At 65.9% G+C, this 21,339-nt stretch carries 16 protein-coding genes; 10 read left to right on the forward strand and 6 right to left on the reverse strand.

What is annotated here, in order from left to right; all coding sequences use genetic code 11:
- On the reverse strand, positions 1-1,145 hold a 1,145-nt coding region (locus Q5H93_RS19195; protein ID WP_305008274.1), incomplete at its 3' end, for an OmpP1/FadL family transporter.
- A 95-nt stretch (positions 1,146-1,240) separates the two neighbouring features.
- On the opposite strand from Q5H93_RS19195, the gene Q5H93_RS19200 reads away from it, so the two are divergent.
- The 9 genes from Q5H93_RS19200 (at position 1,241) to Q5H93_RS19240 (ending at position 15,971) form a co-directional block, all read left to right on the forward strand.
- Positions 1,241-1,411 carry a hypothetical protein gene (locus tag Q5H93_RS19200; RefSeq protein ID WP_305008275.1) on the forward strand — a complete coding sequence of 57 codons (171 nt, stop codon included), beginning with the start codon at positions 1,241-1,243 and terminating at the stop codon, positions 1,409-1,411.
- 247 nt (positions 1,412-1,658) lie between these two features.
- The gene (locus Q5H93_RS19205) at positions 1,659-4,802 is read left to right on the forward strand and encodes a fibronectin type III domain-containing protein (RefSeq protein WP_305008276.1); all 3,144 of its coding nucleotides are present in this window, start codon (positions 1,659-1,661) and stop codon (positions 4,800-4,802) included.
- A gap of 13 nt (positions 4,803-4,815) precedes the next feature.
- The gene (locus Q5H93_RS19210; protein ID WP_305008277.1) at positions 4,816-4,965 is read left to right on the forward strand and encodes a hypothetical protein; all 150 of its coding nucleotides are present in this window, start codon (positions 4,816-4,818) and stop codon (positions 4,963-4,965) included.
- Positions 4,966-4,968: 3 nt separating this feature from the next.
- Complete coding sequence (locus tag Q5H93_RS19215) at positions 4,969-5,148, forward strand: hypothetical protein (protein WP_305008278.1); 180 nt, start codon at positions 4,969-4,971, stop codon at positions 5,146-5,148.
- Between the two features lie 133 nt (positions 5,149-5,281).
- A complete protein-coding gene (locus tag Q5H93_RS19220; protein WP_305008279.1) occupies positions 5,282-5,527 on the forward strand; it encodes a hypothetical protein in 246 nt (81 codons plus the stop codon).
- 672 nt (positions 5,528-6,199) lie between these two features.
- Positions 6,200-8,053 (forward strand): T9SS type A sorting domain-containing protein, encoded by a 1,854-nt coding sequence (locus Q5H93_RS19225; protein WP_305008280.1) that lies wholly within the window; start codon positions 6,200-6,202, stop codon positions 8,051-8,053.
- Between the two features lie 284 nt (positions 8,054-8,337).
- Positions 8,338-11,496, forward strand: a complete 3,159-nt coding sequence (locus Q5H93_RS19230; protein ID WP_305008281.1) for an NIDO-like domain-containing protein — start codon at positions 8,338-8,340, stop codon at positions 11,494-11,496.
- A gap of 278 nt (positions 11,497-11,774) precedes the next feature.
- Positions 11,775-13,484 carry an NIDO-like domain-containing protein gene (locus Q5H93_RS19235; RefSeq protein ID WP_305008282.1) on the forward strand — a complete coding sequence of 570 codons (1,710 nt, stop codon included), beginning with the start codon at positions 11,775-11,777 and terminating at the stop codon, positions 13,482-13,484.
- A gap of 99 nt (positions 13,485-13,583) precedes the next feature.
- On the forward strand, positions 13,584-15,971 hold the full coding sequence (locus tag Q5H93_RS19240; RefSeq protein WP_305008283.1) for a fibronectin type III domain-containing protein: 2,388 nt from the start codon (positions 13,584-13,586) through the stop codon (positions 15,969-15,971).
- Between the two features lie 74 nt (positions 15,972-16,045).
- On the opposite strand, the gene mltG is transcribed toward Q5H93_RS19240, so the two are convergent.
- The 3 genes from mltG to Q5H93_RS19255 form a co-directional block, all read right to left on the reverse strand.
- The gene (gene mltG / locus Q5H93_RS19245; protein ID WP_305008284.1) at positions 16,046-17,083 is read right to left on the reverse strand and encodes an endolytic transglycosylase MltG; all 1,038 of its coding nucleotides are present in this window, start codon (positions 17,081-17,083) and stop codon (positions 16,046-16,048) included.
- A 154-nt stretch (positions 17,084-17,237) separates the two neighbouring features.
- On the reverse strand, positions 17,238-18,413 hold the full coding sequence (locus tag Q5H93_RS19250; RefSeq protein ID WP_305008285.1) for a ribonuclease D: 1,176 nt from the start codon (positions 18,411-18,413) through the stop codon (positions 17,238-17,240).
- A gap of 270 nt (positions 18,414-18,683) precedes the next feature.
- On the reverse strand, positions 18,684-19,151 hold the full coding sequence (locus tag Q5H93_RS19255) for a hypothetical protein (RefSeq protein WP_305008287.1): 468 nt from the start codon (positions 19,149-19,151) through the stop codon (positions 18,684-18,686).
- 180 nt (positions 19,152-19,331) lie between these two features.
- Between Q5H93_RS19255 and Q5H93_RS19260 the strand changes: the two genes are divergently transcribed.
- Complete coding sequence (locus tag Q5H93_RS19260; protein ID WP_305008288.1) at positions 19,332-19,610, forward strand: hypothetical protein; 279 nt, start codon at positions 19,332-19,334, stop codon at positions 19,608-19,610.
- 81 nt (positions 19,611-19,691) lie between these two features.
- Here the strand turns inward: Q5H93_RS19260 and Q5H93_RS19265 are convergent, their stop codons facing one another.
- Entirely contained in the window at positions 19,692-20,009 is a 318-nt protein-coding gene (locus tag Q5H93_RS19265; protein ID WP_305008289.1) for a hypothetical protein, read from the reverse strand.
- Between the two features lie 79 nt (positions 20,010-20,088).
- Positions 20,089-21,333, reverse strand: coding sequence for an S-adenosylmethionine:tRNA ribosyltransferase-isomerase (locus Q5H93_RS19270; RefSeq protein WP_305008290.1), 1,245 nt, complete (start codon positions 21,331-21,333; stop codon positions 20,089-20,091).
- Between the last annotated feature and the right edge of the window lie 6 nt (positions 21,334-21,339).

Here is a 21,339-nt window from a genome sequence, read left to right on the forward strand (position 1 = left end):
TCCTGGCCGTAGCCGAAGCTGTAGGCGCCCTCCAGGGCCAGCTTCGGGGCGAGCTGGTACACGAGGCCCAGCGAGCCGCCGATGCGGTTGGCATCCACAAACTCGGGGGTGATATACTCGTCGCGCACCGGCGATTCGTCGTAGTACACGCCGCCCAGAATGGTGAGCTTGGTGCCCGCCTGGTATTCGGCCCCGATGCGGAAGGCCAGGGCGTCTTCGTAGCCGCGCTTGGCTACTACGCGGCTGGCGGGCACGGTGCCGCTGGCGGCAATGTCGAGGTTGAGCGAGTCGAGGGTGCTCCAGCCGCTGAGGGTGAAGTCGAAGGTGAGCAGCAGGTTTTTGGTGATTTTATCCGACAAGCCCACCGAGAGCTGGCTGGGCAGCGTGAGGCGGGTGCTGAGGCCGGCGCTGGCGGGGTAGAGGGCCGCGTCGCGGGCCGGGATGTTGGCGTAGGTGGCCGTGCCGCCGTCCATCTTCAGCTTCACCGGCGAGCGGAAGCTGATGCCGAAAGCCAGATTGTCGCCGGTGCGGCCGTAGATGCCGCCCGTGAACCCCAGGCCCGAGCCCGAGGATTTGTAGTGGGCCTGGGCGCTGCGGTCGTCGAACTGGCCCAAGGCGCGCGTCTGCTCGTAGCGGCCGTAGGTGTAGACGAGGCCCGCGCCGATGCTGAAGTTGTCGCCCAGCTTATAGGCCACCGTGGGCTGCGCCGAGTAAGTGCTGAGCTGGCTTTCCTGCACCACCGAGCGGCCGTCCCAGGTGCTGGGCCACTGGGTGTGGTAGCCGTAGGGGGTGTTGAGGGCCAGGCCCACGGCTAGCTTTTTGCTGATGGTGTGGGTAGCGTAGAGGTAGCCGCCGGGCTGAATGCTTAGCTCCTGGTCGGTGCGCCCGAAAGATTCGAGGCTCACGAACGACGAGCGGCGCGACTGCGCCAGCCCGCCCAGGCTGAAGTGGGTGCGCTGCACCGTGTCGGCCCACTGGCCCAGCAGGCCGGGGTTAGTGTAGATGGCGGCAATGCTGCCGGCGTAGGCCGTGCTGGCGCCGCCCAGGCCCAGAATGCGGGCGCCCTGCGCACCATTGTCGAAGCCGCTGGCCGCGGCGGCCAACGAAGAGGAAACGAGGGAAAGAACGAGAAAAGAACGACGCATAAAAGCAGTATGGCGGAAACAGAAGACAAAAGTACGCACGCGGCGGCTAGGGTCAGGGTTATCAATGCGTGAAGTGGGCAGGAGAAAGGAAAAAAGTGAAAGGGCAGGCCCACTGCAAGGCCCTGGGCGAGTACTGGGCCACGCCGGAGCAGGCCCGGGCGTATTTTAATTATGCGCTGATACCGGTGCGCAACGCTACGCGAGCCGAGAAACGGGCGGCTAAGAATAAGTCAGCTGACACTGGCTCGACCGATGCGAATGCCTAAAGTGCCGGCACCGGTGCCGACGGCTTACAGAACGTTTGGTAGTGGCCCGGCACCGGTGCCGATGACCTGCGGAATGTTCGGTAGTGGCCCGGCACCGGTGCCAAGCACTTACAGAATGTTCGGTAGTGGCCCGGCACCGGTGCCACTGCTATTCCGACCGTTCTGCAATGTCTGGGCACCGGTACCGGCACAATTTCCAAAACCCTATTATCTTGCCCACTCATTCTCACCTTACTTCCTCTTACTCATGTCAAACTTCTACTCTACGATGCCGCGCGGCTGGCGGGCCCTGGGCCTGCTTTGCCTGCTGCTACTGGCGCACGCCGGCCGGGCGCAGGTCAACCGCTATACCTTCAGCCAGGCGCCGGGCACCTACGTGCCGCTGGGCGCGGGGCGCACCGTGGCCATCGACGGCCAGCAGGTAACGGGTACGATTTTCCGGCTGCCCGCAGGCGCTATTCCGTTTCCGTTTCCGTACAACGGGCGCCGTTATACCAATGGCTACCTGCACCTGAAGGGCTACCTCACGCTCGGGCTGGTGCCACCCGTGCTAGACACGCCCCCGCTGCCCTTTGACCCCCTCTCGGAGCCCACGCCCTACGATGGGGCCATTGCGCCCCTGGCCAGCAACCTGGCCGCCGGGGCGACGCAAAGCGGGCCCTGGGCCGAGGTGAGCTACCAGACGCTGGGCACGGCCCCGGCCCGCACCTTTGTGGTGCAGTGGGACCGGATGTACAACGCTTCGTCGGGGCCCTTCGCCTTCCAGCTGCGGCTGCACGAAACCACTGGCGTCATTGAGTTTGCCTACGGGGCCTTTGCCTACACGAACATTGTGCCGGGCACCTGGGACCGGGCGCAGGTGGGGCTGCGCGGCACCACGCCCCAGGATTTTGCCAACCGCACCGGCACCTGGGCCGCCAGCCGGGCCGGCACCAGCCCCCTCGACGAGCTGCTGCCGCAGGCCGGCAACAGTCCGGCCGGGCTGGTATATACCTACACGCCGCCAGCCCCCGAGCCCTGCCCGCGGCCCTTCGCCCTGGTGGCCGACAGCCTGGAGCCCACCAGCGCCCGCCTGAGCTGGCGCGTGGCCGGCGGCACCGGGCCCTACACCCTGCGCTACGGCCCCCTGGGCTTCGACCCCAGCGTGGCCACGGCGGGCGTCACGGTGAGCGTGCCGGCCGGCGACTCGACCTACCACCTCACGGGACTGAGCAGCTTTACCAACTACGACTTTTACTTGCAGCAAAACTGCGGCGGCGCGGTCGGCACCTCGGTGTTTTCGAACCCCAAAGGCACCTTCCGCACGCTGCTGGTGAACGACAACCCCAGCGGGGCCATTGCCCTGCCGCTAGGCGCCACCTGCGTGCCCACGGCCGGCGACAACACCGAGGCCACCAACACCACGCCCAACGGCTGGGCCCCCGGCAACACCCCCAACCCCAACAACTGCAACAACCCCGGCAACTACGTCTTCGACCTCTGGTATAGCTTCACCACCGATGCCACTGGGCCGGGCAGCCAGACGGTGCGGCTGCAGGCCAGCGGCACCGGCGCCGCGCGGCTGAGCGTGCTGGCGGCCGGCCCCGCCGGGGGCGCCGGCCCCCTCCAGATGCTGGCCTGCACCACCACCGGCAGCTCGCGCAACCTCGTCATGGGCAACCTCACGGCCAGCACCACCTATTACGTGCGCATTGCCGCCGGCACCTCCAATAAGGGCGCCTTCACGGTGTGCGCCAGCGTGCCGGCGGGCTGCGGCGACCCGCTGAACCCGAACGTGGTCAACATCACGCCCACCACGGCCAGCCTCAGCTTCACGCCCAGCACCGGCAGCCCCGCCAGCTACACCGTCACGCTCACGCCCGACGGCGGCCCCACCACTACGCTCACGCCCGCGCCCACCAGCGCGCCCATTGCTCTCACCGGCCTCACGCCCGGCACCCGCTACACCGCCACGCTGCAGGCCAACTGCGGCAGCACCGGCCAGAGCGCTGTGCTGCGCCGCGTGTTCGTGACGGGTATTTTCAACGACGAGCCCGCCACGGCCCAGGCCCTGCCAGTGAACCCCACCTGCCAGCCCACCGCCGGCACCACCCTCGGCGCCTCCGACTCGAATATCCGCGTGACCTCGCCGTGTACCAACTCGCGCAATGAGGATGCCTGGTACACCTTCACCACGGCCGCCACCGGCCCCACCAGCACCGCCGTGCGCCTCACCATAAACAGCGCCGAAGGCTATAACCTGCTGGTGATGCGCTCGGCCGGCGGAGCGGCCGGCCCCTTCACCTTCGAGAACTGTAACCCGAATACCCGCACCGTGCCGTTTCTGGACGTGACAAGCCTCAGCCCCAGCACCACTTACTACGTGCAGGTGCGCTTCTACACGGGGAATATCTCGGGCAACTACACCATTTGCGCCACGGCGGTGCCCATCATCACCTGCGATGCGCCGACGGGCCTCACGGCCACTGCCATCACCACCACTGGCGCCACCATCAACTGGCTCAACCCTGGCCTCAACGGCACCCCCCAGAACTACGAGCTGGTGTACACCGCCCAGGGCGGCCCCCGCCAAACCCTGACGCCGGCCCCCGCCGCCAGCCCCGCCACGCTCACGGGCCTCACGCCCGCCACCTACTACACTGTGCGCCTGCGCACCAACTGCGCCGGCACCGCTGGCTCCAGCACCCCCGACAGCCTGCGCTTCCGCACCGCCGGCGCCCCCGCCAACGACCTTTGCGCCAACGCCCAGCTCCTGAGCTGCGGCCAGAGCGTGCTGGGCAGCTGCGTGGGCGCCACCAGCATCGGCGAAGCCACCACCTGCCCCAACGTGCGCCGCGCCGGCCCCGGCGTGTGGTACCGCATTGCCGGCACCGGCGACCAGATGACCGTGCGCACCTGCAACACCTTCGCCGACCCGCAGTTTCAGGACCAGATTCAGCTGCTGGTCTTCAGCGGCACCTGCGGGACCATGCAGTGCCACGCCCAGGGCGGCATCGACCCCGCCTGCCTGGGCCAGGCCTTCCACACGGTCACCTTCCCCACGCAGGCAGGGCAGAGCTACTACCTGCTGGTCAACAGCCCTGGCCTGGGCACACCCGACTTTATCCTGAACACCAGCTGCATATTGGCTACGCAGTCCAGCCTGGCCACCCAGGTGCTGCTGTACCCCAACCCCGCCCACGCCAGCGCCACCCTGGAGTTGCCCGCCGACCTCCGCGCCGCCGGCCCGCTGGTGATTTACAACGCCCTGGGGCAGCCCGTGCGGCAGCAGCCGCTGTCCGCCAGTGCCCACCGCGCCGAGCTGGCCCTGAGCGGCCTGCCGGCGGGCGTGTACAGCCTGCACCTGCGCACGGCGCAGGGGGCGCTGGTGAAGCGCCTGGTGGTGGAGTAATCCGCCGTGCTACATGCTGTCCAAACACCCCGCTGCCCAGGCAGCAGCGAGTCATTTATTTCATCTCTACTGGGCTTATGAAATACTTTTCTCGGTGGTACTGGCGGCCCTGCTCCTGAGGCTGGGGCTGGCCCTGCCCGTCCGCGCCCAGGTAACGCGTTAGCCTTTGCGCAAAGCCAGGGCACCTGTGCCGCTGGGCTCCGGCAGCACGCCGGTGGCGCTAAGCTCGCTGAACAACAGCGCCGTCGGCTGGGCCTTTTGGCTGGCCGGCGGCGCTGTTTCCTTCCGCTTTCAATTCGGAGCCCTGCCCACGGCCTTTCAGCCTGGCGGCCTACAGCATCAGTAACCATTCGGCCCACCTGAGCTGGCGCGTGGTGGGCGGGCGCGGGCCATTTGTGCTGTGCTGCAGCACCGCTCCCAGTATCGCCGCCAAGCCTGCCTCAACCCGGCCAAAAACGCGGACGACCAAAGCAGGCCTCTTGCAGCTAGCAGCGGTACCGAACCCGGCCACAGTTAAAGTCACACTACGCGTCACGGGGACGATACCTGCGGGTACGCAGGTGGAGTTGGTGGAGGTAGCTACCGGCCGACCGATACGTACTTCTGCCCTGGCGGGCAGCGAGTGGCGTAGCTCAGTAGCCGAACTAGCCGCTGGCGTATCCGTGGCCCGCCTGCTGCACCAACAGCAATTGTTAGGCGTGATGAAAGTCGTCGTGCTGCACTAAACCAGGTTGCGGGCCAGCATTCTGCGCCATTGTCAGGGGTGTCAGCGCGCGAGGGCTGGGCGGAAAATTTGACGCCTACGACCCTGCGGCCACAGAAAAGCCCCGAAAACCCTGTGAAAGCGTTGTGGAAAAAATCCTAAACGCATTTGCGAAAAAGCAGAAAGCTGATTTTACCCCCTGTAAATATCCTTGCGGGTAACCGGGTGCCCTGCCTGATTAGGCAGCCAGGGCACTTTGGGCTAGCCAGCAAACAAAAAAAACGGGCCTCCGCTGTCGCTTTATTCGTTTTTTCTGCAAAAACTTGGGAAGAGCAAAGTGCCCTGGCAGTATCGTCAGGGTACTTTTGGTTATGGGATTATTCTTAAAATGATACTAAAAGCCGTGATAGTACTTGTCTCATTTGTGGCCGAAGTTTCCTTTTTCTGGCGACGAAACGGGTGGAACCTTGCATTGCTTTCGGGCCCGATGTTGTAGCAGCCTTGTCCATCTCGTGGCGGAATGGGCGGTGGTTGCTGCGGGTAACGGCCTGCAATGGTTTTATTCTAATTTGTTTGCCAATGATGTAGTCCCAACAGGCGCGGCAGGGCCCGCGAGCCACCCCGGCGATACGCTTCGCCCCGGCTCCAAAAAGCCATTTCGTTGAATCCAGGAATTTCTCACCAAACCAACTTCATGAAAAAGTCTTTTACTTACTGCCTGTTAGGGGCAGCATTGCTCTCATTGGCAGGAACTGCCCCGGCCTGGGCCCAGATTCCGGTCGGAATTTATGCCACTACTCCCGACCAACAGCCGGATAATGGTGCCCCCGCCAATGCAACGTATGTGCATACCGGCACGGATGCCATCATCGAGCGCAACTCAGGCGATATACTGCAGGCAATGACCTGGGACGATGCCGTCGGGAACGTCACCCTGTCGTGGAGCGACCCTAACTTCGGCGTCCACGGTACCACGCCGCTGCCGGGCTCCCTGTCGGACCCGGACGTTGTGATGGCGTATCGGGGCGACCGGTTGTTTGCCAACGTCGTTTGCATCAGCAACGCGCTGGGGAATGGTGGCCAGACGGTGCTGTTTATTTTCGAGTGGGACGGGGCGAGTGATTTCAACCTGGTGAGTGGGCCCCTGCCACTGGGCAGCCCGAACCGGCGGCATACCTCGCCCAATATCGACGCCAACGAGCTCGGCATGACAGCCATCGTGTGGCAGCAAAGCCAGGACAGCCAGACCACGGTGACGGTTAGCTCGGCCGATTTTCCGACCTACAGCTTTACGCAAACGGTTACCTTCGGGCGCTCGTATCTGGCAGGCAGCTGGATTAATACCGGCATCATCGGTAAGTGCTATTACTCCCCCGAGCCCCAGCTAGGCACCCAGACCGGGGTGCCGGTTATCGACCCGCCGACGGGCTTGTTTGAGCAGACGCTGCGCCCCGACGTGGCTATTTCCGAAACCGAAGACGCCGAGCGGAACCCGCCCATCGTATCTACCACCTTCATCCGCCACTTCGTGGACGGGCGTGGCAACTTCAGCATCGTGGATAGCCTCGACGTCATTCAGACGCAGTACAACGTGTGCAAAGAGCGCGGCGAAGGCAGGGTTCCGGAGCTGGTGCGGGTAGATGCGAAGGAGTGGAGCCTGAACCCCTCGCTCTCGTGGCGGGGCTCGCCGCGCATTGCCGCCATCCCCAACCTCGACAACACGCGGTGGGAGGATGTAGAAGTGGTGCTGGATATGCACAGCTACGGGTGCTTCGAGAACATGTACGAAGTGCGTAACTACGGCAAGGATAACGGGCAGTTCCGGCAGGGCTCTACCCTCGTCAGCCTGCCCGACCAGAATTTTTACGTTGGGGGTTGCCAGTCGTACACGAACTTGCGGAAGCGGGTAGCCAAGGAGCCCGTGGTAAGCTACTTCGCTGAGGAAATGGGCAAAGAAGGCCACTACGTGGTGAGCTGGACCGGGCTTAACTACCACAAAATTACTTCGGGCGGCCTCGGTGGCGACGGGGAGGAGGATGTGTGGGCCAACACGCTGATTGGGGGCAAACCCATTACGCCCTTCGGCGGCACGAGCATCGCACAGGCCTACAACTCGGTTAACCGGCAATTTGTGGGTAACCAGCACACGCCCAGCATTGCTGGCCGCCACTTGGCCAAAACGTATCTGACCCACCTTTTTGTGGACGATAAAGCCAGCCAGCTGTCGTTTAAGCTGACCAAAGAAGTGCCGGGCAATGTGGGCTTCACGCCGCTGCGCCCAGCCGCCACGTCGCAGCCGCTGCAGGCCTACCCCAACCCCTCGGCAGAGGCCGTGACGGTGGAGCTGCAGCTGCACAAGGGCGAAGCCGCCCGGCAGCTGCAGGTAGTAGACCCGCTGGGCCGCACAATTGACGAGCTGCCCGTGAATAAAGGTGCCGAAAAACAGACCGTTACCTGGAAGCCCCGCCCGCAGCTCCCCAGCGGTATCTATACCCTGAAGCTAGTGACTTCGGAGCGTACCGTCAACCAGAAAATCTCCCGAAACTAACCTCGGAGCTACCCTGCAAAAGCTGCCGGCCCCTGGCCGGCAGCTTTTTGCTGGTTCTGGTGGGAGCGTTGTTGCTTCTTCGGCCCCAGCAGCTCCTGTGCCGCCGGCCCAATGTGCTGGCCGCCCGCCCCGCCGCTACCACTGCGCTGGGATAGAATATTGCTGCTAAGCGCCGATGGCCGCGGGCGGACGCCCGCCGGATGGTTGGCTTTTACAATTTAGGCGCTAGCTTGCGCCGGCTGGGCAAAAAGTGCCCGGCCTGGAATCTTTCATCTGCTTGCTATATGAAACAACTACTACCCAAGCTGCTGCGGCGCGGCTGGCACCTGAGCTGGGTGCTGCTGCTGCTGCTGGCTCACGCCGGGCGGGCCCAGGTGGCCCGCTACACCTTCAGCCAGCGCACGGGCACTTATGCGCCCCTGGGCGCGGGCAGCACGCTGGTGGCCCTGAGCTCGCTGCCTAACAGCACCGGCGGCAAGGCCTTCCGCCTGGCCGATGGCACCATTCCATTTCCCTTTGTATTCAATGCCCGCACCTATACTGGGTGTTACATGCACAACAGCGGCTACCTCACCTTCGGGCCGGTGCCGCCGCTGCAGTACCAGGTGGGCGGCACCTACCCGCCCTGGTGGTACGACCCCATTTCGGAGCCCACGGCCTACGATGGCGCGGTGGCCCCAATGGCTACTAATCTGGGTGGGGGGGCCAGCTTCACCGGTCCCTGGGCCGAGCTGCGCTACCAAACCCTGGGCACGGCGCCCAACCGCACATTTGTGCTGCAATGGAAAGACATGTACAACGCTGATGGCGCCGGGATGTCTAACTTCCAGGTGTGGCTGCACGAGACGACCAACGTCATCGACTTCGTGTACGGCAGCTGCCAGTCGCCCAACAATTCCTCGGCGCAGGTAGGGCTGCGGGGCTCTTCCAACACTGATTTTGTGAACCGCACGGGGTTCTGGAACACCACCACGGCCGGTACTTCGCGGCTGGCTGAGGTGCTGCTGCAAAGCAACAGCGCTCCGGCCAACGGCTTGGTGTTTACGTACTCGCCGCCCACGCCGGAGCCTTGCCCGCGGCCGTTCAGCCTGCAGGCCGACAGCATCAGCAACAGCTCGGCGCGTCTGAGCTGGCGGGTGGCCGGGGGGCAGGGGCCGTTCACGCTGCGCTACGGCCCGGCGGGCTTCAACCCAGCGGTGCCCACGGCCGGCACCACGGTGAGCGTGCCGGCCGGCGATACCACGTTCACGGTGCGCGGCCTGCTGGCTTTCAGTGAGTACGATTATTACCTGACCCAGAACTGCGGCGGCGCGGCCGGCAACTCGGTTATCTCCGACCCCAAGGGGACGTTCCGGACGCTGCTGGTGAACGACGACCCGGTAGGCGCCGTAGCCATCCCCCTGAGTGCCACCTGCACGCCTACCGCCGGCACCACTCTGGGCGCCACCAACACCACGCCCAACGGCTGGGCTCCGCAAACCGGCATAACCAGCTGCAACAACGTGCCGCTGACCAATGACGTGTGGTATACCTTCACCACCGCTGCCACCGGCCCCGGCAGCCAGACCGTGCGCCTGCTGGCCACGGGCGGCGGGGCGCGCAAGCTGATGCTGTTCAGTGCCGCCAATGGGGCGGCGGGGCCGCTGACCACACTGGCCTGCGTGTCCAGTTTCAGCGGGGGCTCGCTGGTGCCGCTGAACTACGGGGGCCTGACGCCCGGCACCACCTACTACGTGCGGGTGGCCGGCAGCACGGCCGCCGCGCCGTTTACCATCTGCGCCACGTACCCCAGCGGCTGTGGCGACCCGCTGAACGTGGCCGTGGGCAGCCTGACCGCCACTTCGGCCAGCCTGAGCTTTACGGCCAGCACCGGCAGCCCCGGGAGCTACCTCGTGACGCTGACGCCCGCCGGTGGCCCCACCACCACCATTGCGCCCGCGCCTACGGCCTCGCCGGTGCCACTAACCAACCTCATACCGGGCACCACCTACACCCTTACGCTGCAGGCCAGTTGCGGCGCGGCGGGGCAGAGTGCGGTTATCACCCGCACCTTCACCACCCGGGTGCCAAACGATGAGCCTGCCGGCGCCATCACCCTGCCCCTTACGGCCACCTGCCAGCCCACGGCCGGCACCAGCAACGGCGCCACGGCCTCGGCCGCGGCCCTCACGTCGGTGTGCGTCAGCAACTCTACTTTGCCCGATGTGTGGTACCAGTTTACCACTGCGGCTACCGGGCCCGGCAGCACCGCTGCCCGCCTCACGCTGAACGGCGCGGGCGGCTTTGTGGTGGTGGTAGCCAGTTCGGCCGGTGGGGCGGCGGGGCCGTTCACGTTCGTGAGCTGCTCGCCCAACACCCGCACCAGCCCGCACCTCGACCTGGCGGGCCTGCTGGCCAGCACCACTTACTATGTGCGCGTGCGGCAGGAGTTTAGTAGCACCGACCCGCTCTTTACCATTTGCGTCAGTCACCCGCCGCTTATCACCTGCGACCAGCCCGTGAGCCTGAGCGTGGCCAACCTCACCACCACTACCGCCAGCCTGAGCTGGCGGGTGCCGGGCCTCAGTGGCACCCCCGCGAGCTACGAAGTAAGCTACTATGCCCCCGGGGTGCCCCTGCAGGTGTGGACGCCCGCGCCTACGGCCTCGCCCGTGACGCTGACCGGCCTGCGGCCGGCCACCAACTACACCGTGCGCATTCGTAGCAACTGCGGCGCCAGCGGCTACAGCCTGCCCGACAGCCTGCGCTTCCGCACGGCCGGCCCGCCGCCCAACGACCTGTGCGCCGGGGCCCTGCCGCTGCCCTGTGGGCAGTCGCTGACGGGCACCCTCACCGCCGCCACCACCACCGGCGAACCGGCCACGGCCTGCGCCGGGGGCCAGCTGGGCGGGGCCGGCGTGTGGTACGTGGTGCAGGGCACCAACCAGCTGGTAACGGTGCGCTCCTGCCACACCCTCACCGGGCCGCAGTACATGAGCATTCAGCTGGCGGCCTTCACGGGCAGCTGCGGCGCGCTAAGCTGCCTGGCTGTGAGTGCCGTGGATGCGGCGTGTACGGGTCAGGCTTATGAGGCTGTCACGTTTGCCGCGCAGCAGGGGCAGACTTACTACGTGCTGGTGAATAGCCGCTCCGGCTTCCTGCCCGACTTTGTGCTCACCACTAGCTGCGGGCCGCTGACCACCGCGCCGCCCAGCCTGGCGGCGCAGGTGCAACTCTATCCCAACCCCGCCCACGCCACGGCCACCCTGGAGCTGCCCGCCGCCCTGCGCGGCCCCGGCACCAGCTGCGGGCTCCGCAACAGCCTGGGGCAGGTGGTGCAGCAGCCCGCCCTGGGCACTGCCGCCCGCACCGAGCTGGACCTGCGGGGGCTGGCGGCAGGCGTGTATAGCCTGCAGGTGCGCACGGCGGCCGGCACGGTCACCAAGCGCCTGGTTATTGAGTAATGGGGGTGCTGGTTGAAGCAGCAATCGGCGCCCCTAATTCAATCTACTAATTGATTGCTAGATTTTAGAGGTGGCTCCGGACGTTCCTGTACGTTTGGGCGAATCTCCGAAAACCTGTTGCCGTGGGAGCTGGAATCCCGGGACTAAGTGAGGCTATTTTTTTTGACTGTGAGAATTTTCCTACTAGCTTGCGTTGCGACATTGCTTACGCCAACCCGATGCTACAACTACTTGGTTTAGAGTATGCGTAGAATTTGTTTCTCCCGCCACTCTCATTTATGAAACACCGCTATTCACTCCAACTTTGGTGGGGCCGTTGGCTGGGTGGCCTGCTCACGCTGGCGCTGCTGCTGGTTCGGCCCGCCGTGGCTCAGGTGGCCGAGTACACCTTCAGCCAAAGCAGCCGGCCCTACGTCCCGCTGACCGGCGGCACGGTGGTAGGCACGGCCACTTACAACGCCCTCTTCGGGGCCGCCACGCTCGACGACGCGGCTTGGCGGCTGCCGGCGGGCACCATCCCGTTTCCGTTCAGCATCAACGGCACTGCCTACACGGGCTTCGTGCTGAACTGCAACGGCTACCTCAGCTTTGCCGACCCCGACGGCAACAACCGGCTGGTGCTGACTTCGACCACGCCGTTTGCGGCGGCCCTGGCCGCCATCGGGGCCGACCTGCAGGGCAATACCCACGACCCTGGCTACCTGGCCGAATTGCGCTACCAGACGCTGGGCACCGCCCCCAGCCGGGAGTTTGTGGTGCAGTGGAAAAACTTTCACTTTTACAACGAAACCGGCCGGCACCTCAACTTCCAGCTGCGCCTGCACGAGGGCAGCAGTGCCGTGGAGTACCACTACCAGTGCGCCCCCGCCAACCGCATTGTGACGGCGGGCGTGCAGGTGGGCCTGCGCGGGCCCAATGGCAACGACTTTGTGAACCGCACCGGCACCTGGCCGGCCAGCACTCCCGGCCTCAGCAACGCCGCCACCCTGCCCTACGACAACCTGACGGCCCCGCCGCTGGGCCTGGTATATACCTTCACGCCGGGTGCGCCGCGCACCTGCGCCACGCCCTACGGCCTCCAGGCCACGCGCCTGACGGGCACCACCGGCCAGCTCAGCTGGTTTGCGAACCAGGCGGCGCCCGGCAGCTACACCGTGCAGGTGGGCCCGGCCGGCTTCGACCCCACGCAGCCCAGCGCGGGCGCGAACACCTACCAGACCCTGCCGGCCACCGGCCGCTCGGTGCCGGTGAGCGGCCTGACGGCCTACACCAACTACGACTTTTACGTGACCCAGGACTGCGGCGCGACCGGTGCCTCGGTGCGCTCGGTGAAGGGCAGGTTCATCACCACGCTGCTCAACGACGACCCCGCCGGGGCCTTCGCCGTTCCCATCAACGCCACCTGCCAGCCGTTTGCGGCCACCGCCCTCGGGGCCATCAATTCGGAATACTGGAACCTGGGCTTCGCGCAGCTCAGCCCCACCTGCGGCGGCTATCCCCGCAACATGGTTGATGTGTGGTACAAGTTCACGACCCCGGCCACGGGCCTGAGCAGCACAGCCGTGCAGCTCACCCTCGACGGGGCCGGGGCCTCGATGGCGCGGGTGTTTGCCGGCGTGCCCACCGGGCCGCTGCAGGAGTTGCGCTGCCTGCCCGTGGCCAACGTGCCCACGGCCACGAAGCCGCCCATCATCGTCACCGGGCTCACGCCCGCCACCACCTACTACGTGCAGGTGCAGGCCTTTCCTGATTACGGCGTTACGCCGGGCCCCTTCACGCTCTGCCTCAGCGAGCCCCCGGCCTGCAGCAACCCCACCAGCGTGCGGGTGCAGGCCACGTCGTCTACCAGCGGCGAGCTCACGTTTGTGCCCGGCAGCGGCGCCGTGAGCAACTATACCGTGACCCTGACGCCCAGCGGCGGCCCGGCCACCACGTTCACCCCCACGGCCTCGCCGGTGCCGTTTACGGGCCTCACGCCGGGCACTTAATACCGCGTCACGCTGCAGGCCAACTGCAGCAGCACCCAAAGCGCGCAGCTGAGCTACACGTTCTTCACGCCGCAACTCAACGACAACCCGGCCGGGGCCGTGCAGCTGCCCATTGGCCCCACCTGCACGCCCGTCACGGGCACCACCGAAGCCACCACGGTCAGCCTGCCGGCCTACACCAGCGGCAGTTGCGTGCCGTCGGTCACGGCCTTTGGCTTCGACGTGTGGTACCGCTTCACTACGCCCGGCACCGCCGGCCCGCACAGCCTGCGCCTCACTACTACCGGCCTGGCTGCCGGCCGCCTGCTCGTGTACAGCGGAACCAGCCCTGGGGTGGTGGGCGCCCTCGTGGGCTGCATCCGCGCGCCGGCCCCCGGCAGCCTGACGCCGCCGCTCGACTTGACCGGTCTGCCGCCCGCCACCAGCTACCTGGTGCGTGTCGATGACCAGGCGTACTACGGCAATAATTATTACCGGACGTTTACCATCTGCGCCGCCGCCATCCCCGGCTGCCTCGAGCCCACGGCCGTGAGCATAACCGGCCGCACCACCACCAGCGCCGTGCTCAACGCCACCCTGCGCCCCAACCAAACCGCCTTGCGCGTTACCTACACGGCCCAGGGCAGCGCCCCCCAAACCGTGACCATCCCGGCCGCCAGCCTGCCCTACACCTTCACCGGCCTGCTGCCCGGCCGCCCCTACACCCTGAGCCTGACCGGCGACTGCGGCGGCAGCTTCAGCCCGCCGCTGGTGCTGAGGTTTGAAACGCTCATTACCAACGACGAGCCCGCCGGGGCGCTGCCGCTCACGCTGGCCGCCACCTGCACCGAGGTGAGCGGCCTCATCGGCTTGGCCACCCGCAGCCCGCTCAATGGCTGGCCCGCCTACGTATGCGGCACCGGAAACGGCTTCCTGCGCGACGTATGGTACACCTTCACCACCCCGGCCAGCGGCCCCGGCAGCACCGCCGCCCGCCTCACGCTCACCAGCACGGAGTATGGCGTGCTGCAAGTGCTGCGCAGTTCCACCGGCGTGGCTGGTCCCTTCAGTATCGTGGGCTGTGCCTACGGCGACAACAGCCAGACCCTGGTGCTCGACCTAGCTGCCCTGACGCCCAGCACCCAGTACTACGTGCAGGTGGGCCGCGCCAATGGGCCTTCGTATCCTGTACAGCCGCCCATGAACCAGTTTACGCTTTGCCTCACCAGCACGCCCAGCTGCCCCCAGCCCACCAACCTGACCATCCGCACCACCGATACAGAGGCTGAAATCAACTTTGTGCCCACTCCCGGCGCCGGCAGCTACAGCGTGGCCTACGGCCCGCTCACGGGCTCCCTCACGGTACTCACGCCGGCGCCCGCCACGGCACCCATTCTGCTGCGCAATTTGTTTCCGAACACCACCTACCAGGTGCTCCTCAGTGCCGACTGCGGCAACGGCGACGGCAGCATCACCCAGAGCCGCACCTTCACTACCAATAACCTGCTGCCCCCGGCCAACGACCGCTGTACCAACGCCGTGCCCGTGGGCTGCGGCCAGACCGTGCTGGGCACGAACACCCTCGGAGCCACCGGCATCGGCGCGCCCCTGAACGGGCCTACCTGCGGCTCGGCCCCGCTGAGCATTGGGATAGCCGGGCAGGGCGGGCCAGTGTACTACCGCCTTACGGGCACCGGCGACAGCGTGGTGGTGAGCACCTGCCACCCCCATACCGTCGTCAACAACTCGACTGCCATTCATGTGTACATGGGCCGTTGCGACAGTCTGGTGTGCGTAGGCAGCCGGGCCTACACTGCGAATCAGACCATCTGCCCGGGTAGCTACGGCACCACGGTAGGCTTCCGCAGCGTGGCCGACTCGACGTACTACATCCTCATCAGCCCCACCAGCCGCAACCGGCTCGACCAGTATGGGCTGACTATCGGCTGCGTGGCGCTGCCCTGCCTGCCTCCCCAGCAGCTGGCCGTAGTGCCCCGCGCCGATTCGACGGCCACCGTGAGCTTCGTGCTGCCGGCCGCCGCCGTGGCTACGGGCTCGTTTACGGCCACGGCCACGCCCGTGGGGGGCACCGGGGCCCTGAGCACGGTCACGGGCAGCACCTCGCCGCTCACGCTGGCTGGCCTCACGCCCGGCACCGCCTATACCGTGACGGTTACCTCGAACTGCCCGGCCGGCACGGCCACGTCGGCCAGCACGGCCTTCAGCACGCCGCTGGCCAGCCGCGCCGCGCTCAGTGCCCAAGTGCAACTGTTTCCGAACCCGGCCCACGCCACCGCCACGCTGCTGGTGCCCGCCGGGCTGAGCCGCCAGGGCAGCACGCTGCTGCTTTACAATAGTCTGGGCCAGCTGGTGCGCCAGCAGGCGCTACCCGCCGCTGCCAGCACCACCCACGCCGAGCTGCGCCTGCTGGGCCTGCCCACCGGCGTGTACACGCTGCGCCTGGCTACCAGCCAGGGCACTATCCTCAAGCGCCTCGTGGTGGAATAAGGCCCCGGCCACGCCCCGCTAAAGCGCCCCTGAAGGCCCGTTGCCCGCCTGGGCGACGGGCCTTTTAGCGGGCCTTAGCGCTTAATTTTCAAACTGTCGAGGTAGTGCCAGTAGCGCCGGGCGTTCTGCTTGTGCTCCTTGTACGTCTCGGCAAAATCGGAAAAGCCGCTGCCATCGGGCCGGGCGCAGAAGAAGAGGTCGTTGGACCGGGCCGGACGCAGCACCGCGTCGAGGCTGCCGGGGAAGGGCGTGGTGATGGGGCCGGGCGGCAGGCCCTTGTGCCGGTAGGTGTTGTAGGGCGAATCGACTTTTTTGTCCACGTTGAGCACGCGCTTGCGGGTGCCCAGGCCGTGCAGGGGCCAGAGCAGCGTGGGGTCGGCCTGCAGGGGCTGGCCGCGCCGCAGGCGGTTGAGGTACACGGCCGCAATGCGGGGCTTGTCGGCAGGCTGGGCCGTTTCGCGCTGCACGATGCTGGCCAGCACGCTCACCTGCACCGGCGTGAGGCCCACGGAGTCGGCCTGCTGCCGGCGCCGGCTGCTCCAGAAGCGGCGGTGCCGGGAGGCCACCGAATCGAGCAGCTGCCGGGCCGAGGTATTCCACAGCAGCCGGTATTGGCCGGGGATGAACATCGTGCGCACCGTGGCCGTGTCGAGGCCGTAGCGGGCGCGCAGGCCGGCATTGTCATCCAGCAACAGCTGCAGCTTAAATGAGTCGGTTTCGAGCTGCCGGCTCACGCGGCGGGGCAGGTCTTCGAGGTAGTGAAAGGGCTTGAGCTCGAAGCGCACGGTGTCCTGGCGGCCGGCTTCGAGCATTTTCAGTAGGTCGAGGTTGCCCAGGCCGGGGTCGAGGCGGTAGCGGCCGGGCTTGAGGTGCTGCGGGTAGTCGCGCCAGGCGGCCACTGTTTCGAAGGTGCCTGGGCGCTGCAGCAGCCCGTGGCGCGCCAGCGAGTCCTGCACTGCCCTGAAGCCCGTGCCGGTGCGGATGTAGAGGTAGGCCGGGCCTTCGGGCAGTTCGGCCACGTTGGCCCGGTACAGCAGGTGCCAAGTGGCGAAGCTAATGGCGCCTAATAGTACCAAAAATATGGCCCCAAGTGGGAGGAGGAAGCGGGGCATAGTGGGATGTTGCGCAGCGGTTTTACTGAAATTGGGTATTTGGTGTTGGGTTTTAGGTGTTCGGTGTTGGGATTGTTTATCCTGACACCGAACACCTAAAACCCAACACCAAATACCCAACTCCGCCACAAGCTAAAGCTAGCCTCAGATAGTCTTACGCAAACGGCGCCCGCACCGACCCGTAATCCACGCCGTGGTTGTCGGCCGTGTGACTGATGAGCTGCTGCTGCCAGGGCCGCAGCACCGCATCGGCGCCCTGCTCGATGATTTCGGCAATAATACGGTTACTGAGCACCATGTTAGCCATCACCGGGCCGTGGTCGGTGGCGAGGTGGGTTTTGAGGGCCAGCAGCAGGGTTTCGCGAGCCTCGGCACGGGCCGCCGCCGGGCCATGCAGCCGGCGACGGAACGGGAAGCGGCGCTGCTCGGGCGGCAGCGGCGGCTCGGGGTCGTGGTCGACGTTGGTGATGTCCAGGAACTGCGCGGCGTAGGGCGCGCGCTTCAGCTCGGGGTGCAGGCCATTAGCGGCCCGCAGCTGGTTGGCGGTGGTGATGGGGTGGCGCGCCAGCTCGGCCAGCTTGTCGTTGCTGATGACGTGGTAGGGCGGGCGGTCGATTTCCTTGGCCAGCTTCTCGCGCAGCTTGTACAGCTCGCGGTAGAGGGGCAATTCGTCGGGGGTGATTTTGAATTTCGTGGCGTTGCGCGTCCAGGGGCGCAGGTCGTCGCGGCCGTAGCGCACGTCTTCCAGGGCCTGGTTTTCCTGCTCGGCCCAGTGCACGCGGTTCAGCTCGGTGAGGCGGGCCGTCAGCTTGTCGGTCAGCTCGAAGAGGTAGAGCACGTCGTTGGCGGCGTATTCCTTCTGCGCTTCGGTCAGCGGGCGCTTCAGCCAGTTCGATTTCTGCTCGCCCTTGTCCACCTCGAAGCCCATTTCGGAGCTGATAAGCCGGCCCAGCGAGATGTTGTTGTCCTCGGCCGCCAGCATCGTAAACTGCACGCTAGTGTCCACGATATTGCGGCAATGCACGCCAAACAGCTCGTCGAGCAGCAGAATATCCGACTTGCAGGAGTGAAACACCTTAGCCACGGCCGGGTCGCGCAGCACCTTGAACAGCGGCTCCAGCCCCTCGGCCATGTGCGGCTCCAGCGGCAGCGGGTCAATCAGATACACCTCGCGCCCGTCGAACACCTGCACCAAAGCCAAGTGCCGCCCGTAGCGGTAGCGCATGTCGTCAAACTCCAAATCGATGCCGATGCGCGGCAGAGTGGCAAAGTGGGCAGCCGCCTCGGCAATAGCGGCGGCCGTAGTGAGGTAATGGATGGTAGGCTTCATGCGGGTGTAAAGGTAGGAGCGGAAGGGGAAGTAAGGGCGTGAGGGTAGGCGGGGAAGTTGAACGAAAAACTCCCCTCCTTGGAAAGAAGGAGATGTTTTGCCGCAGGCAAAACGGGGGTGATTGAAGTCGTCCGCGCCGGTTGGGCTTTCGAGTAAGCGAATTACCGCGTCGTTCTATCGGCGCGACCGGGCGAACCACCCCCGTTCGCGCCTCTTCGGCGCTCACATCCCCTCCTTTCCAAGGAGGGTAGTTTCGCCCTCCCCGGCTGCTTATTCTTCGTCCTCCTCCCGCGTAAAATCGAGCGTGCGCGCCAGCGCCACGCCCTCCAGCGCTATTTCTTCCAGCACCTGCGGGGCATCGGCCTCCAGCGTACGGCCGAAGAGGTTCATCAGCTCCTCGCCCTCGTCGTTCACGTACAGATTGTCATACAGCCGGTCAAACAGCCTGGCCTCGCGGCCAATGATGCGGTCGATGTCTTCGGGCGAGTTGCTGTCGTTGAGGGCGCGGTGCAGCACGTCGAGCAGGGCGCGGGCGTCGTGGTTGTCGCCGAGGTCGGAGAAGAGCTTGAGCAAGCTAAGCGCCAGCCCCAGCCGCACCTGCTCGAAGTAAAACGGCTGCTCGGGCCGCGGCGCCCGCCGAAACCGGTCGTAGGCCTGCCGGGCCGGGGGCGTGAGGTAGTAGCGCACGTCGTTGGGCGCGTGAAAGGCCAGGTGCAACAGCTGTTCGTAGGGCGACATAATAAAATTATGGGATTAAAGCACGGCGCGGGAGAGGGGCGGCGCAGCAAAGCAACTCATTCTCAACTCAGGCATTAGCAACCGCCGGGCGGTCCGCCCGGTTATAGCTGCGCCGCAACCCGTCCGTCAAAAATACGGTAGCATCTTTACCCCATCATTCTATTTCCCCGCTCCCCCGTTATGACGCACAAAACCAAATGGCTGATTTTTGCCCCGGCGGGCCTGGTGCTCGTGGGCACCGGGGCCAGCATGGTCCATTGGGCCGGCTCGCTCAAAGACCGGGGCCGCCCCACCCGCGAGTGGCTGGGCGCCGGCACCCTGGCCCTGGCCGTGCTCAATGCCGGCCTGAGCATCTTCGGCCACGGCGTGGCCGAAAAGGTACTGCATGAACTGCACGAGAAACCGCTGGAAACCGAGCCCAATTGGGAGCTGGAGGCAGGGAATATCGGGCTGCTGTAAGCTCCGGTTATTTGAAAAAACAGAAAAGCCTCGCCGAAATCGGCGAGGCTTTTGGGCTGGAATGGAAAGGAAGGAGGAATTCTAGTCAGCTACGTCTTTCGCCTTTTCGGCTACTTTGTTCGAGCCGCGCTGCACGGCGGTTTTGGTTTTGCGGGCGCCTTTTTTCACGGCGCTGCCGGTTTTGCGGGCGGCTTTCTTGGTGCCGCGCTCGCCGGCTGCAATTACTTCGCCGGTGTTGGTGCGGCCCGATTTCACGGTCACTTCCGAGCCGTCGGGGTTGGTGGTGGTCGTTTTAACGGTGCCGTTGGCGCGGCGGTCTACGTCCGTGGTGGGCGTGGTTTGGGCGTTGGCGGCAAAGGCGAAAGCGCAAAGGGCGAGGAGCAGAGTTGCTTTTTTCATGATTTCAGAGGGAAAATTCTTCGGAAAGGATGCGCCTTGTACGCGCCGACTCGTGCCGGGTTGTGCGAAAGTATAATCATCAGGGCAGCAGCAGTGAGCTGTCGCCGTAGCTCAGGAAGCGGTAGCCCCGCGCCAGTGCGTGCTCATAGATGCCGCGCCAGCCCGGGCCTACCAGGGCGGCCACCAGCAGCAGCAGGGTGCTTTCGGGCTGGTGGAAGTTGGTGACCAGCCCCGTAACCACCCGGAAGTGGTAGCCGGGCGCAATGAGCAGCTGCGTGGTGGCGTGCAATTCGTCGTCGGTAGCCAGCAGCTCCAGGTAGCGCAACAGGGCCTCCAGCGCCTCGGTGGTGGGCACGTCGGCAGTGGTTTCGTAGGGCTGCCACTGCGCTACATGCAGCAGTTCGAAGTGGAACGTGTCTTCCTCAAACTGGTGCAGCACATACACGCCCAGCCAGTACAGACTTTCCAGCGTGCGCAAACTGGTGGTGCCCACCGCAATGATGGGCTGCCCGGCCCGGTGCTGCGCCAGCAGTTGCCGCAGTAGCGCGGCCGTCACCACGAACGGCTCGCCGTGCATGGCGTGGCCGGCCATCTGGTCGGCCTTCACCGGCTGGAAGGTGCCGGCGCCCACGTGCAGCGTGACGTGGCCGGTCTGGAAGCCCTTATCCGCTAGTTCGGTCAGGATTTCGGGAGTGAAGTGCAGGCCGGCGGTGGGGGCAGCCACGGCGCCCTCGTGGGCAGCATACACGGTCTGGTAGCGCACGGCGTCCACGTCGGTATCGGCGCGGTTGAGATAGGGGGGGAGGGGCAGGTGGCCGGCGCCGCGCAGCACCTCGGCAAAGGGCAGCGCGGCGGGCTCCCAGCGGAAGCGGATAAGCGAAAAGCCCTCGCCCTGCTCCAGCCGCTCGGCCGTGAGGGTGGCGGGCTGGCCTTGGGCTTTGAAGTCCAGCAGCACCGGGCCGCTTTTCCAGCGCTTGCCGTTGCCCACGAGGCATTTCCAGACGCACTCGCCGGTTTGCTGCATGGCGGGCTCGATGGCGCGGTGCGGCGCCACCGGCTCCAGGCAGAACAACTCGACTTGCCCGCCGCTGGGGCGGCGCGTGAGCAGCCGGGCGCGCACCACCCTGGTATCGTTGAAGATGAGCAGGGCACCGGCGGGCAGCTCGGCGGGCAGCTCCCGGAAGCTTTTATCGGTGATGGCGCCGTGGCGGCTCACCAGCAGGCGGCTGGCGGCGCGGTCGGGCAGCGGTTCGGGGGCAATGCGCTCCGCGGGGAGGTCGTAGGTGAAATCGTGGATAGAAAGCTGGCGCGGGTCGGGGTTCATGCCCGC

It is taken from the genome of Hymenobacter aranciens (genome assembly GCF_030580865.1).
In the GTDB taxonomy this organism is placed as follows: domain Bacteria; phylum Bacteroidota; class Bacteroidia; order Cytophagales; family Hymenobacteraceae; genus Hymenobacter; species Hymenobacter aranciens.